Below are 16,580 nucleotides of genomic sequence, written 5' to 3'. Positions count from 1 at the left end.
AATAATTAATGGTGTAACTATAAACAGGTTAATATTAATTAAATTGTATAGATGAGATGCCTAATGTAATATTTTCAATAAGTTTATGAGTATACTATTAAAGATCAACGTGTATCATCTTATTGTTTTATGCTTTTTGGAGTTCTTGGGCTACTTCTTGTACTTTGTCAAGCACACGTAGTAGATTACCGCTCCATAGTTTTTCAATTTGCTCTTCGGTATAGCCACGCTTTACTAACTCTAATGTAACATTAAAAGTTTCGGAAGCATCACTCCAACCTTCAATACCACCACCTCCATCAAAATCAGAACTGATTCCTACATGATCAATGCCAATTTTAGTGACCATATAATCAATATGATTAACAAAGTCTACTACATCTACAGCTGGGGGTAGATTGGTCATTTTTTTTATCTTTTCTCTTCTAATAGCAGCCATTTTGCCTAAGAAATCATAATACGTTTCTTTTTGCTCTGTATTAAGTTTGATGATTTCTTCGCGTTCCAACCAAGTGACTCCCATAGAGTCGGCTATTTGTTTTGCAATAGCTACTTCTTCTACAACTCTTTTTTCGAATTTCTCGGTATTTAGATATGAGGTAAAAGCAACTGTTTGTACCACACCTTCATTTTCTTTAAGCCATTGTAATTGTTCATCGTCTAAATTTCTACTATGATTACATAAAGCTCGAGCAGAAGAATGTGAAGCTATGATAGGTGCTTTTGATAGTTGAATCATCTGGCGCATAGATTCTTTTGAAGGGTGGGATACGTCGATCATAATCCCCCATTTATTCATTTCAACAATAACCTCTTTACCTAATTCGCTTAATCCGTTATGTAGCCAGACCCCGTCAGCTTCTCCTGTATTTGAATCACAAAGTTGACTATGTCCATTATGTGATAAGGACATGTATCTCGCACCTAATTCATGAAATTTTTTCACATTAGAAATATCGGTACCTACAGGATACCCATTTTCAATACCAATCATAGCAACTTTTTTGTTTTTACTATGAATTCTTTTTACATCATCAGATGTTAAGGCTAATTCTATTTCATTAGGAGCTATATCTTCTACAAGCTTATGGATTGCATTAAATTTTGATAAAGCAACTTCATGTGCTTTAGCAAATCCTTTTGTGGTTAATGAATCTTGACCGGTATAAACGATAAACCAGGCAACATCTAAACCTCCTTTTTTCATTTTTGGTAATGTGATCTGTGTGCCTAGGTCCTGAGTATAATTAATCGAATCTGTAAAGTTTTTAATATTGATATCGCAATGCGTGTCTAGTGTAATCACTTTGTTGTGTATAGCTTTTGCTTTATCAATAAGGATCTGATCCTTAGAAACTGTTTGTTGAATTTTAGTTTTGCTTTCTTGTTTACATGAAAATAAAAAAATAACAGAATAGGTAAAAAACAGGAAAATATTCTTCATAGTAATTGAGCTTGTGTGAATGTTGTACACATTAAACATACAAAACAAATCTTAAATCAAAATGCTGAGCGACTCTTAAATTTTCAAGACAAGGTTTCTATTTGAGGATTATTTTTAGATATTTTTCGTTTGAAAAAAGAAACTTCAGGTTTATCTACAATCATTACAAATAAAGGTATCAATGCATGTGGCAGTCTAATAAGTACTTCCCAAGTCCATTGATTAAAAGAATTCCATAAAAATTCAATATGAAAATGTCCTACTAAACGCGCGATGGCTGTTAAACCACCCCAAATAAAGGCGTAGATTAATGCGGGATATGAAATTCGCGGAATAAAAATAGCTATTGCAATTACAAAATCAAGAATTCCTGCTATTTTTAGCATAGCATGTGCACTTGGTTCGCTAATTGGTAATGTGTTTAAAGTCATGTCAATAAACGTTCCAGGTCTTGGGTAATATCCTACAGCGTATAACCCATGACAACTAAAGGTTAGAGCAATAGCGATGAGAGCTATTAAGCGTATTTTTTTAAACTCTATGGTTGTAAATAAAACCATATAAAAAAGTACAGGGGACATAAATTGAATCATATATTCAAAAAATTGACCTACATGAAGAAATTTTTCCTTGCAATATAAAATAGCCAGTATAAGGAGTCCGAAACTACCACCTAATAGAAATGCTTTTCCTAGTCTTTTCATATTTGGTTTTATAAATAATGCTACTATAGCACATAACAAATACAATACGCCTACAGTTTTTGTAAAAAGACCTATTCCGGTATCTGCAGCTAGGCTAGTGACATATTCGTGCCAAGAAGTATTGAAAACATTTTCTACAATACCTTTTAAGATAGCTTCATCCCATAACAATGTTCTGTATGGTGGATCCCATACCAAATGTTGATATGCTCTTCCTAAAAAAATTAGAAAAGTCGAAATTCTTAAAATAGAAATGAGTCTGGGATCAATAGTATTTGAATTATTCATGACGTGTTATACTAAAGTTGATTAAGAGATACTAAAAATAAATAAAAAATTGGCGTTGACTATTGCGCTATTGAATAAAAAACAATTGCTTAACACTTAGGTTTGCAATAGTCAAAATTGTTTAAGATTATTTATTTAGAAAACTGCCTGGAAAATATTCTCCAGACAGTTTTAAAAAAAAGACTAAAAATTACTTGTTTTACTTTTTAAGTATTTTTTCGGTAATTTCTCCTTTACCGGTTTTGATTACAATAAAATATATTCCCGAGCTTAGCTCATCAACATTGTATGCTGCGGTTTCAGCTGTGAAAATAATACGATCCACTATATGTCCAGACATATCTTTAATCACAGCTTCTGCTTTTTGTGCTTTGTTGTAATTTGGATACGTTAGATGCAATACTCCATATTTTATTGGATTTGGATGGATTATCAGAGATTTTTCAGTGATAGTTTGATTTTTGGCTGATGCAATGTTGTTTGCTTGAGTTAATGATGCTCTTACCGTATGTGGATTATTAATGGTAACAACACTCCCCCCAGTAGGGTTCCAGATATCAATGTTTGTTGGTAATGTAAATTGATTTGCATCACTTAATTGACCTACTGAATTTGCGTTATCGACTTTAACAGTTCTAAGTTCGATCTTATTTTGATCAATCCATAACCATTTAAATTGGTTAAATGATCCCGCTGCTTTAGTCCAACTTTTACTATCATTAGCATTCCTTAATGGTGCACCCCAACAACCTTCACCAACATATATTGCTCGTTTAGGATCTGTATCAGCTCTTGTGAACCCTTCATCACTACCGCTTCCGGTAGATGGTTTGATTGGCCATGTACGTTTAACAACATGTGAATCGCTTTCCATAACTAATTGAACGGCATTGGCATAAAAAGGTTTAGACCATGCTTCGTATTGATCATTTTGTTCTGATTTGCCAGATTGATGAGGTCTTGTTGCTCTATGGTACTGTGCTACAGCCCAAGTGTGATTGGCAGATTGTGCCGCTAGATCATTAGCAAGCCAAGTACCTTGTGTTCCTCCTGGAGTTACCTCTGTATTTAGTGTGTATGTTCGCATTAAATTACCTCCAAAACTTAAGGCATAGAATTCTCCTCCAGCTGCAGTAGGGATATCAAATAAGTCTCTAATGTCATTTGAACTTTCATGATTACCTCGGGCAGCAACTACAGGTATCATTCTTCCGTCGGTGCCAATAGTTAATTGCCAGTCATTCATCCAGTTTTTCCACTGAGAACTAGAAGAAGAACTCGTCATATCTCCTCCAAAAAACACGGCATGAGGTCTGATCTTGGCAACTAGCTTATTTGCATTTTGCCTTGGAGTACGATTATTTCTTGAATCTCCTCCAGCTACAATGGATAATCTGGTATTAGGATTATTAGGAGCTGTTTTGAACCAGTATCGTTTAGATACCCCTTCACTATCTTTAATCACAAAATAGTATGCAGTGTCAGGAAGTAATCCAGTTATTCTTGCGTATCGATTATTCATTCCTTTGCTTGAGACACTTCTGTCTACGACCTTAATAGAAGGATAAGAGCTATAGCTCGTTCCAAAATCAGTTGGTCCATAGTGTACTACAGGATTAGTTCCTCTAACTTGATTCCAACCTATAACCATAGTAGTTGATGGATCTTCTCTCCAGGTTAATCGGTATTTCTCTGTCGAAGTACTTATCTGGATTACTTCAGTAAAAGTTGCTGTTACGGTTTTATTAGTATTTATGGTTAAAGACTGTGGGTTAATACTTCCAGAAAGATCTCCGGTCCATCCTGTAAATTCCCAACCAGCTGCAGCGGTCGCCTGAACATTAACTACTTCTCCTGAATCGTATGTTCCTGAACCACTTATAGATCCTTGACCTATCGTATTTGTCGTTAATGTATAACGTAATGCACTTGTTGTAACGCTAAGAGTATTACTGTTGCCAGAAACATTTCCAGCTGCATCTTTAGCTTTAACTGTGAAACTATATCTAGTTTCTGCAGTAAGTCCAGTTACTGTATAGTTAGTATTCACTGCCGAATCAATAAGTATGCCTTCTTGAAAAATATCATACCCTGTGACACCAGCATTATCTGTGGCGGCAGTCCAGCTCAACTTGAGACTGGTTTGTGTGATGTTAGAAGAAGTAAGCCCGGTTGGCGCAGTAGGTGCTTGCGTGTCAGGTGCAGGAGCTGCCGTAGTTACCGTAACAATATTACTATCTACAGAAATATTTCCAGCAGCGTCTTTGGCTTTTACTGTGAAGCTGTATGCAGTCTCAGCAGTAAGTCCATTAACAGTATAATTTGTTGTAGCACTGGTTCCAATTTTAGTAGAGCCTCTAAAAATATCATATCCAGTTACTGCTACATTGTCTGTAGCTGCTGTCCACGATAAGTCCAGATTTACATCGGTTACATTAGAAGCAACTAATGTTGTTGGCGCAGTTGGTACTTGTGTGTCTGGGGGTGGCAATGTAGTTACCGATAAAGCACTACTAGCTGCAGAAACATTTCCAGCCTCATCTTTTGCTGTAATCGTAAAATTGTATACGGTATTAGCAACAAGTCCAGTAACACTAAAGTTTGGAGTAGTGTTTGTACCGATACTTGTTCCATTTTGGAAAACCTCATATCCAGTTACTCCAACATTGTCTGTTGCTGCAGTCCAGAAAAGATCTGTTGTTGTTACTGTAGTGTTAGAAGCGATTAAATTCGCAGGAACACTAGGTGCCTCTGTATCTGGAACAACAATTTCTGATCCTATAATTTGAAATTTTATGTCTTTACCATCATTGTCACCTGATTTGTAATATGTGCCATCAGGATAGGTATTACCTCCAGAATACTCTAAATAATATTTGTTACCATTAGATCCATTATTTTCAAAATTCAGGTAATAAGTAGTTCCTGCTGTTAAGGGCCCCACCGGTGAAGCAAAAGCGATTTCATATTTTGTAAAACTACTTCCTTCTGAGGTATTATTGATTTCTGAAGCTTTAATATTTTTAATACTTCCTGATATGGATCCATTATTAACTGCAGTACCAACGTTAAATTCTAGATCGGCATTAGGAGCATCCTTATCTTTGGATAAGTATACAACTACTTTATTAATGAAATAATCAGAAGTAGTATATTTAAAAGATTGTGCACCACTTTGACCATCGTTTACTTCTATTTTATCTCCACCAGAAGTATTTTCTACAAGAGTCTGTTCGGTAACGACCACTATTTGGTTTGTAGTAACATTTATTGTAGTACTATTTTCAGAGGTATTACCCGCTGCGTCCTTAGCTTTTATTGTAAAACTATAAGTCGTTTCTGCGGTAAGACCAGTAACATTAAAATTCGTAGAGTTGGTTGTACCTATGCTAACATCATTACGAAATACTTCGTATTCTAGAACACCAACATTGTCACTTGCTGCTGTCCAAGATATGTCAAGTGTAGTTGAACCTATATTTGAGGCAGTCAAACTCAAAGGAACAGAAGGAGCCTCTGTATCAATTATGAATGATGCTATTTTTAAATTATCAATAGCTATATCACTTCTAAAACCTGATCCAGTAGTTCCTTTTAATTGTAATTGGATTACAGAATTGCTATAAGTTGATAGCGAAATTGATTGTGAGTTCCAGTTATTTCCTTGATTACCGCTCTTTGTCCAGATGTTTGTCCATGTAGCACCATTGTCTGTTGATACAAGTATTTCTAAGGTTCCCATATTCGAACCATACATGTGATAATCAAAGCTAAGTTCTGAGTTTGATTGACCAGAAAGGTCAATGCATGGACTAGTTAAGATGGCAATTTTATTAGGGAATCCATTTCCATTTCCACTAGCTTCAGTATAAATATAATTATTACCATCTGAAGCGTTAGAAGGTCCTGTTCTTGAAGAAGGAGTGCCATTGCTGTCTATTGTCCAATTGATATCGTCATTAGATCCTTGGGTCCATAAACCGAGATTGCTTTCAAAACTTTCATTATAAGGAAAATTAGTTATTCCAGTACAGGATGGTATAGGTGATGTTGTAACATTGACAGCATTACTACTATTAGATACGTTACCTGCAGCATCTTTAGCTTTAACGGTAAAATTGTACGTAGTATTGGCAACTAAGCCAGTAATGTTAAAACTGGTAGTTGATGTTGTTCCTACGCTTATACCATTTTGAAATACTTCATATTCGGTCACACCTATGTTATCGGTTGAAGCTGTCCATGAAAGACCAGTACTGGTTTGAGTACTATTTGAAGCAGAAAGTCCATTGGGAGCAGAAGGTGCTTCATTATCAGGAATAGGAGCAGAAGTAGTAACAGATATAGGGCTGCTGCTTGCAGATGCATTACCTGCTGCATCTTTGGCTTTGATAGTAAAGCTATAACTAGTAGATGGAGTAAGACCTGTTATACTTAAATTTGTAGTAGCGACTGTTGCTATACTAGAGCCATTTTGAAATATTTCATAAGCGGTTACTCCTACATTATCGGTAGAGGCTGTCCATGATAAGTCAGTGCTGTTGGTAGTTGTGTTAGTAGCTGTAATAGAAGTAGGAACACTAGGTGTTTCTGTATCAGAACTTACAATGACACCATTAACGATTAATGAGAATTCTTGTGAACCATTAGTTAATGTTCCTTTATGACTTACTGTAACTGTATAACTGCCCGCAGGTAGTACAGCATCTATTTTTTCTACATTGTCTCTAAAGTTATCTCCTTTTTGTGCTGGAGCTGTATAATTGTTAAACGCCGAATTAGGGACCATTACCCATGGTAAGTAGGTCTTGTTATTGCCTGTTATGCGAACATCAAGGTCATTAACTAACACGGGATTAGTTCCAGAACTAATTTGCCCCGCGGGGTCATTCCACACAATGGTTAATGCTAACGGGGTTGAGCCATCAGAATTAATAGTTCTGGTGTATGCATCTCCATTATTTAAGGTTAATTCGTCCATTATAGATGTATTACCATTGTTTGAAATTATCTGTGCAGCTCTTTCAGCATTCACCAATCCCCATCCTCCAGAAAAGTCAGGACCATCATTTGCACCTATTTCGTCTGCAGCATCTATGATTAGACCTTTTGCTGTAGCCGCTCTCATGTACACTCCGTTAAGGTTTTTATAATGTTGTTGTAACAATGCGATGGTTCCAGCAGTTGCAGGTGTAGACATAGAAGTACCACTTTTGACTCCATAATCAGAATTACTGCCCGAGTCAGAAGAGTATACTTTGCGCCCATTATTTGTTATGTCAGGTTTAATTCTCCAGTCATTCGAAGGGCCAAAAGAACTTGACTTTGATAGTGTAACTGAAGATGGACCAGTATAATTTGATACATCCTCTGAGTTAGCAACAACTAATAGATTTTTTGCTAGTTGATTGGTGAATATAACTCCATACTTACTTCCGTTCCCTTCATTTCCGGCAGATTTACAATGTAGATAGAAAGGGGCATTGTAGGTTACATTATCCATATCACGTGCATTAGCATCATATACACCATCAGACCCATTAGGTGTATTTGAATTGTTAGCAAGGATACCACCGGCAGCGGCAAAAGCGGCAGCTTCACCGACCATCCCGGATGCGCTGTAATTTTTTATGCGAGCCGCAGATGCCATCCCTCTCGCTTTGGGATCAATGCCGGCAGCAATTAAAGTACCGCCAGTATGGGTGCCGTGACTAGTTACACTTGCGTCGTCTCCAGCAGAGGCGCGTCCTTCAAATTCTTGATGACTGGCTCTTGCCTTGCCTCGTTCCCAAACACCTATTTCAATGCCTGCTCCATTAAGATTCAGACCAGATGAACCGCCTGTCCAGATTTTATCTGTACGGCCACTAATAGCAGCTTCTATGTTATCATCATATGCATAGACTGGTTGTCCTTTTTGATCAAACGAATATAATACGCCGATTCGACCATCTTTTTTGATTTTTGTTAATGGTGTTTTTTGTCTTGAAGATTTTGCATTAATAGTTTTGTTTAAATAAGAAGCATCTGTAATAATCTTTTGTAATGCTTGGGTATTGGTTTGTCTTTTGATGTAATTTCTATCACTACTACTTTGTGCATTAGTGAATATTGAAAACAAGAAAAAGACAAGGAGTAAAGTTGTACTCTTTTTTAGTTTCATGACCAGTGTGTTTAAATTAAAATTGATTATGTAATTGATGTATTATTTTAATTAATATGTTTTACATGATTTATTAATAGAAAGGGTATTCGGTAGTTTTTGATTTCACAAGCGATACTTTAAGAGTGATTATTGGGGTGCATGTTTTTTGCGAGTTCTACATGTTATTTGTGAAGAAATATTTCGATTTTACAATGTTGAGATCAGCAACGATTTGTTTGATTTAGGGCATGTTAACGATCCTACGGATTGTAGACTTTTGTAGTTTTTATAGATAAAGAGTGTCTAAAAAAGCAATACTAAATTGTTACAACAAGATTTTGGAGCTTTACATGCATAGTATGATAGTTAAACACTTTTGTTTCTGTATAAGATGTAGGCGTAACTATCAATTTTTATATGTTGGAGCTAATTAGAAAAACAATAAAGGTTGCTGATTTAATATATCAATATATCTAATAATGCCTTTAATGTTCTAGTCGGTTTGATAAAGTTTGTGGTTTCATGAGTCGATTTGTGGTTTGCGTTAATATTTGGTTCAAAATTAGTTACTTAATGTCATTTGTTTTACGACTTTTATCAAAGAGGTATATGATATTGATCAACCAATTTATTGATAAAAATCAATTTTTTTATTGTTGCTATTCAATTAAGAACTTTCTTACAAAATTCACTGTTAGATTGATATTATTTGAACGGTGTTTTATGCAGTAAGTTTTGACTAATATATGAGAAGACGCTATAGGGGATTTGCAGAAATGTGGTAAGTATGATTAAGTCTGAAAAAAGACAACTATATTGATTTTGTTAATTAACTGCATTTAAATTTTAGAGAAAAGATCCCATATAACGATACCCGCGCTTACAGAAATATTTAGTGAATGCTTACTTCCAAACTGTGGGATTTCTAATACTTCATCACTTGCTGAAACTACATCTTGCTGGACTCCTTTTACTTCATTGCCAAAAATAACGGCATAAGTTTGATTAGGTTGTGGTAGAAATTTGTCGAGCATAATAGCGTTTTCGGCTTGCTCAATAGACAGGATTTTTATGTTTTCGGTTTTTAGCTTTTGAATTAAGGTTAGAGTATCTTCATGATGCTCCCAATTTACTGTTGCTGTAGCTCCTAATGCAGTCTTCTGGATATCTTTATGAGGAGGAACGGCTGTAATACCACAGAGGTAAATTTTTTCAATTAAAAAGGCATCTGCTGTTCTAAACACTGAACCAATATTATTTAAACTTCTAATATTATCTAGAATGATTAGTAAAGGTGTTTTTTTGGAAGCTTTGAATTCTTCTACCGTTTTACGGTCAAGCTCGCTGTTTTTTAATTTCCTGTTGTTTTTCATCGCTACAAAAATATCATTTATTCCTTTTGAGTTGAAATAAGATTGTGAATAAAATTGAATAACTCATAAGGTTGAGGTTATAGAAAAAAGGGCATAATAGTTATTTTAGCTTCTTTCATAAAATTATGTGTTGAATGGCAGGAAAAAATGTTAAAAAGGTAACTCCTTTGATGAAACAATATAATGCAATTAAGGTGAAATACCCTGATGCTATGTTATTGTTTAGAGTAGGGGATTTTTATGAAACTTTTGGAGAAGATGCTATTAAAGCGGCAGCTATTTTAAATATAGTGCTCACAAAGAGAGGAAATGGAAGTGAGCAAGAAACTGCCTTGGCAGGATTTCCACACCATTCACTAAACACATATTTACCAAAATTGGTAAAAGCTGGTGAACGTGTTGCTATTTGCGATCAGCTAGAAGACCCTAAGCAGACCAAAACCATTGTCAAAAGAGGAGTGACTGAACTAGTAACTCCTGGAGTTGCATTAAACGATGAAGTTTTACAGAGTAAGACAAATAATTTTTTATGCGCATTACATTATGGTAAAAAGGCTGTAGGTATTGCTTTTTTAGATGTTTCTACTGGTGAGTTTTTAACGGCGCAAGGAGATACTGCACATATGGATAAGCTAATGCAAAATTTTAGCCCAAGTGAAGTATTAGTGACAAAGCCAAAAAAACAAACCTTTTATAAAGATTTTGGTCAAGATTTTCATGCTTTCTTTTTAGAAGATTGGGTTTTTAAAACTGATTATGCTAATGAGACATTAAATGATCATTTTGGTACCGCTTCTTTAAAAGGGTTTGGTGTAGATCATTTGCAAGAAGGAATCATTGCAGCTGCTGCTATTTTGCATTATCTAAGAGAGACGCAGCACCATAAGTTAAAACATATCACAGCTATTCATCGTATTGCCGAGGATCAGTACATTTGGATGGATCGCTTTACCATTCGTAATTTAGAATTATACAACCCAAATGCTGCCAATGCAGTTACACTTTTAGATGTAATTGATAAAACTATTTCTCCAATGGGAGGTCGTACCTTAAAAAGATGGTTGGCACTTCCGCTCAATAATAGTTCAGCAATACAAAAACGTCATGAAGTTGTTCAATACTTTTTGGATAATACTACTTTGCTTCAGAAAAACCAGCATCAAATCAAGCAAATAGGAGATATTGAACGATTAATATCTAAAGTCGCTACAGGAAAAGTAACTCCTAGAGAAGTGATTCACCTTAAGAACTCCCTAGAAGCTATTGTTCCTATAAAGGCACAAGCTACAAATAGTGATAATGAAGCGCTAAAAGTTATAGGAGATACACTTCATGATTGTGAGTTGTTGCGAGAAAAAATAAAAGAAACATTAAATGAAGAGGCTCCTGTTAATATTTTAAAAGGAAACACCATTGCCAATGGATATTTGGACGAACTAGATGAATTGCGATCTATAGCATTCTCAGGAAAAGATTATCTGGATAAAATGTTAGAGAGAGAAACTGAGGCTACGGGTATTACATCTCTTAAAATCGCTTCAAATAATGTATTTGGATATTATATCGAAGTTCGAAATACACACAAGGATAAAGTTCCGGATACTTGGATTAGAAAACAAACTCTGGTAAATGCAGAACGATATATTACAGAGGAGTTAAAAGAGTATGAAGCCAAAATTCTTGGTGCCGAAGAAAAAATTCTAGGACTAGAGCAGCAGCTATTTAATGATTTGGTTATTTGGATGAACGAATATATCAAACCTGTGCAGTTAAATGCTACATTAATAGGTCAGTTAGATTGTTTGTGTTCTTTTGCTCAATTGGCTCAGGAAAATCAATACGTTCGCCCTTTGATGGAAGAATCGTATGATTTAGAAATTAAAAATGGTCGACACCCTGTCATCGAAAAACAATTGCCCCCAGGAGAACCCTATATTGCTAATGATGTGGTTTTAGACAGAGATCAACAACAAATTATTATGATCACGGGACCTAATATGAGTGGTAAATCTGCCATTTTACGTCAAACCGCTTTGATTGTTTTACTTGCTCAGATGGGGTGCTTTGTACCAGCAGAAGAAGCAAGAATAGGCATAGTTGATAAGATATTTACAAGAGTAGGTGCAAGTGATAATATCTCTATGGGAGAATCTACATTTATGGTAGAAATGAATGAGACCGCCAGTATTCTTAATAATATATCAGATCGAAGCTTAGTGCTATTAGATGAAATTGGACGAGGTACCAGCACCTATGATGGTATTTCTATCGCTTGGGCGATTAGTGAATTTTTGCATGAACACCCGGCAAGACCAAAAACATTGTTTGCAACACATTATCATGAATTGAATGAGATGTGCGAAACTTTTGGTAGAATCAAAAATTATAATGTTTCGGTAAAAGAACTTAAAGATACAGTACTATTTTTGCGTAAGCTTGTTCCTGGAGGTAGTGAACATAGTTTTGGGATTCATGTAGCTAAAATGGCAGGAATGCCTCAACAAGTATTGCATAGGGCTAATAAGATGCTTAAAAAGCTTGAAAAGTCTCATAGTAGTGAAGAGCTTACCGATAAAATAAAAGGAATTCAAGAAGATGATGAGTTACAATTAAGTTTCTTTAATTTGGATGATCCATTATTAGAAGAAATCAAGGACGAAATCTTAGATATTGATATTGATACGTTAACTCCGGTCGAAGCTTTAATGAAACTTAATGAGATTAAACGCATGTTAACCAGGAAGAAAGCATCGCAAGTGTAAATTTTTTTATTCTTTTTTTAAAAAAGACTTTGGTATTACTAGAATTGTTTTAAATTTGCATCCGCAATAACGATTGCAAAGTTCATAAACAAACTGCGAAAGTAGCTCAGGGGTAGAGCATCACCTTGCCAAGGTGAGGGTCGCGGGTTCAAATCCCGTCTTTCGCTCTGAGATAATATATACCAAGCTGAAGTGGTGGAATTGGTAGACACGTTGGACTTAAAATCCAATGGCCTGTAAGGCCGTGCGGGTTCAAGTCCCGCCTTCAGTACATACGAAACCTCTTGATTTATCAAGAGGTTTCTTTGTTTTTGAACTTTTTTGCCTTGATATTTTAACTCCTTCCTTTCTCGCGGTTTCAACATGGTTTCAACAAACTCTCATATTGTATATTTATTTTTTTGCCTAAAATAGTATTCGACACTTAAAGTTTTTTCACCTGGATTCTACACTTGAGTTGTAGAAAATTTATAATTATAGCTAAATAACTGTTTGTACTCATCATCATACAGTATTTTAAATATTAATTACAAAAATAGATTAGAAAACGAAGCTCATTGAACTTTTGTATAGAAACCGAGGAATACAAACTATCAAGTTCAATAAAGCGGTTCAATTCCTAAGTTTATCAATTAACACTTAAATGAACCAGTGTGTTATTTGGATATGCACGTATAAGTACCTCATCTCAGAGATTTGATTTACAAATCGATGCCTTGTTAAAAGCAGGAGTAAAAGAAAAGAATATCTATAAAGATGTTTCTTCTGGATCAAAAGCGAATCGGAAAAATCTTGATTTACTTTTAGGTTAATTACGAGAAGAAGATATCGTCATTGTTTGGAAGATGGATCGAATCGCAAGGAGTGTTTCGCATATGCTAAAGCTCGTTGATGAATTTGAACAATTGGAAGTAGGTTTTAAAAGTCTTCAAGAGCCTTTTATTGATACTACATCTGCTCATGGAAAATTCGTACTAACTATCTTTAGTGCAGTAGCCGAAATGGAGCGCAATATTATTGTCGAAAGGACATTGGCTGGACAAGAAAGCGCACGTAGAAGAGGTGCTATGATTGGCAGACGAAAAGGTCTTAGCCAGAAAGCTGAAGCAAAAGCCATCCTAGCAGAAAACTACTATCGAGATGAAAAAAATCAGCTTTCCATTACTGAAATTATGAAGCTAGTTGATATTAATTCAAAAGCCACTTTATACAAATATTTAGCTCATCGTGGTCGTAGGAATTGTGTTGTTTGCAAAGTAATGTTTTTGGGATAAAGATCAGGATCTAGAAAATGCATATTGCAAAAAACACATAAAATAATTGAGGTGTATTATAGGTTATGAAAATGGAGCTAAAAAAATACAACATTCTAAAAGATTCCATTGATTCTCTCATTAGATTAAATTTTCAGTTCTATTTAGTATTTGTGTTGTTATGTGAAAATAAGGTTAATCACCAGTTTTTTTTGTATTTAATCGAAAAGTATTTGTTTCTGAGGAAAACCGTAAAAACCGTATGGTTTTTTTGTTGAATTTTATTGAATATGAATTTGGTCCTTAGTTATAAAATACTGATAAACAGCAAATTATTTTTACGTTAGTCAGAATTAAAAATAAGCAATATGAAAAGAACTTTTTTATACATATCTCTACTATTCATAAATTATTTATTAGGACAAGAACAAGACATTAATAAAATTGAATTGAATAAACACGACTTATCTTGGATAAATCCAAACTCAATTAATCAAGATAGTCTTTCAATGTCCGAAATTGAGAACGAGATTAAACTTTTAGTTGAAAAACAGGCCAATTCAGAAGTATTCGTAGCTGATATGATTGTTCCTTTCAATGAAAAAAAATTAAAGTATATTGGCTTTATTCATCCCAATGAAATAGGTATGTTTGACAATTATAGAATTACCTCAAAAAGTGCTTGTGAGATGAATCAAAAAAATCATATTTATAAGTATGATGATTTTTATATTTCTACAGAAGAAGATGATCGAATAAGTCAAGAAAATATATACTATTCCTTGAGAGCTTACTTAATATTAAAATATCGATATAAAAAAGCGTATATAAATTTATTTGAAAAAACTAGAACAATCTTAAAACCCAATCCAAGTCAAGGATTTGACTTATTAAATACAAATAAAGCGTTTTGGATTGCCTTCAATTATAATCCAGTCGATATTGCTGCAAATAGAGCATATTACATACTAGATGGTTATGTAGATGATGATAAAAAAATAAGTTTGTATAGAAATGTTGCTTTTGTGAATATTCATTCCAACAATATCTTAGGTAAATCAAAGTTTGGAAGCAAGCCTATATATAATGAAGAAAATTCAAGTCTCAACCGGTACAGTTATTTAAAAGAAGGATTAATAGAGACTATTGTACACGAGATGCTTCACAACTATATTTCTTATGCTTACACAGCTTCTAGAGAATACAACGCTATAAACAATATGCGCAACAAGCATCAAGGTTCATTTATGCCATTTGAGGAGAATATAGTTGTAAACACATCGCTTTCTTACTTTTATAAACAGGGCGGACTAAAAAACCAAATAAAAGATTTTTATTATACAAAAACTTTCGATAAGAATATTGAATCTCTTAAAACAAAAAGGCTATTTCAATCATATTATAAAAGTGTGTTCAATATAGAGCCAGGAAATATTAAAGAAGAAATGAAAATGAGTGTTTTGAATTAAAAACCTTACTAAAAACAATATAAAAACTAAATAATTTTGAAATGAAAAAATATTTAATATTGATTTTACTACTTATTATTACAATTTCATGTGATGACATATATATAGCAAAAGAAACCGCGTTAGAAAATTCAAATCAAAATTTTATCACTAAAACTAAAAATGTTTTGGATTTAGAAAAAAGTAATATTGAAAATTTTGAAAATAAGAATTATGGAGATTCTGTAGTTATTTATAATGAATTGGTTGCTCTATTTAGTCCAGACAATTTTGAATGCGGTCTAAGTGATAAAATAAAAAATAGATTAAAGAAATCTAAACGAGAAGGCAAAGATATTGATGGATTCATACCTGATTATGTTGCTAATAATTCTATCAAATATATAAATGGTATAAAATTAAATGGAAGGGGAGCTAATGTTTTAGTCCATTATTTTACTTATGAAAAAGAGAATGGTGTAGAATCTAAACCTATTATTTCTCAAGATTCACCATCTCAAATAAATTTTAATGCTGTAGACTTTATTGATGATAAAAATGAGAATTATAATAGCTTTTATTTCACAATGGACTGTGCTGGCTTCTTTTCTGCTTCTGTAAAAGCATCAGCAAAAGGAGGTTTTCTTGGTATAGGTAAAGTAGATGTTGCTGCTGAGGGAGAAAACACAATCAACCAAAGCCAATCAATTATTGTTATGCGTGTATTAATTCACAGCCCTTTATACTCAGCCTATATTGGAAATTCTATATTTCGAATTAATGAAGACATGGATCAAAACACAAAAAATAAGATTTATCAAAATAGAGTTTCTACACTAAAAGCTGTTTTAAATGCAATACCAACATCAGATAGACTAGATACTAAAGAAGTTTATTTAAATGCCAATTATGAAGCTATTATTACCTCAAATAAAGGCTCATCAGGTTACAATGGAAAAGGAGAACTTAATTCCAATGTACAAATTAATTTCACGGTACAAGCTTCTGGACAAGTTCAAGCTAATAATTCTGTAAGTAGAAAAACAGAATTCTCTAGTTATAATACATACATTTTAGAAAAGAACGTAGATGTTGAATTAGAGAAAATAACTATTCAAGATTTAAATTCTAAAATAGCATCCTTAAGTCAATTAATCCAATAA

Annotated in this window: 7 protein-coding genes, 2 tRNA genes and 1 pseudogene; 6 read left to right on the top strand and 4 right to left on the bottom strand. The window is 34.0% G+C overall.

All coding sequences use genetic code 11. The annotated features are described in order from the left end of the window. Positions 1 to 127: 127 nt before the first annotated feature. The 4 genes from D1816_RS12465 to D1816_RS12450 all read right to left on the bottom strand — a co-directional run bounded on the left by D1816_RS12465 (position 128) and on the right by D1816_RS12450 (position 9,954). The gene (locus D1816_RS12465; RefSeq protein WP_118503241.1) at positions 128 to 1,444 is read right to left on the bottom strand and encodes a dipeptidase; all 1,317 of its coding nucleotides are present in this window, start codon (positions 1,442 to 1,444) and stop codon (positions 128 to 130) included. Between the two features lie 83 nt (positions 1,445 to 1,527). After that, positions 1,528 to 2,436: a hypothetical protein gene (locus D1816_RS12460; RefSeq protein WP_066317120.1), complete on the bottom strand. Its 909-nt coding sequence runs from the start codon at positions 2,434 to 2,436 to the stop codon at positions 1,528 to 1,530. Positions 2,437 to 2,635: 199 nt separating this feature from the next. Continuing rightward, positions 2,636 to 8,599 carry a fibronectin type III domain-containing protein gene (locus D1816_RS12455; RefSeq protein WP_118503239.1) on the bottom strand — a complete coding sequence of 1,988 codons (5,964 nt, stop codon included), beginning with the start codon at positions 8,597 to 8,599 and terminating at the stop codon, positions 2,636 to 2,638. Between the two features lie 821 nt (positions 8,600 to 9,420). Beyond that, positions 9,421 to 9,954: an RNA methyltransferase gene (locus D1816_RS12450; protein ID WP_118503237.1), complete on the bottom strand. Its 534-nt coding sequence runs from the start codon at positions 9,952 to 9,954 to the stop codon at positions 9,421 to 9,423. A gap of 134 nt (positions 9,955 to 10,088) precedes the next feature. On the opposite strand from D1816_RS12450, the gene mutS reads away from it, so the two are divergent. The 6 genes and pseudogenes from mutS (at position 10,089) to D1816_RS12420 (ending at position 16,580) form a co-directional block, all read left to right on the top strand. Continuing rightward, a complete protein-coding gene (gene mutS, locus D1816_RS12445; RefSeq protein ID WP_066317112.1) occupies positions 10,089 to 12,716 on the top strand; it encodes a DNA mismatch repair protein MutS in 2,628 nt (875 codons plus the stop codon). 95 nt (positions 12,717 to 12,811) lie between these two features. Further along, positions 12,812 to 12,883, top strand: a tRNA-Gly gene (locus D1816_RS12440). A 19-nt stretch (positions 12,884 to 12,902) separates the two neighbouring features. Next, a tRNA-Leu gene (locus D1816_RS12435) sits at positions 12,903 to 12,987 on the top strand. Between the two features lie 382 nt (positions 12,988 to 13,369). After that, a pseudogene (locus tag D1816_RS12430) lies at positions 13,370 to 13,990 on the top strand (recombinase family protein). Positions 13,991 to 14,337: 347 nt separating this feature from the next. Next, positions 14,338 to 15,438, top strand: coding sequence for a hypothetical protein (locus D1816_RS12425; protein ID WP_118503235.1), 1,101 nt, complete (start codon positions 14,338 to 14,340; stop codon positions 15,436 to 15,438). A gap of 41 nt (positions 15,439 to 15,479) precedes the next feature. Beyond that, a complete protein-coding gene (locus D1816_RS12420; RefSeq protein ID WP_118503233.1) occupies positions 15,480 to 16,580 on the top strand; it encodes a hypothetical protein in 1,101 nt (366 codons plus the stop codon).

This window comes from Aquimarina sp. AD10 (assembly GCF_003443715.1).
Lineage (GTDB): Bacteria > Bacteroidota > Bacteroidia > Flavobacteriales > Flavobacteriaceae > Aquimarina > Aquimarina aggregata.
Note: the sequence above shows the minus strand (reverse complement) of the source record. Positions and strands in the feature narration are given on the sequence as shown.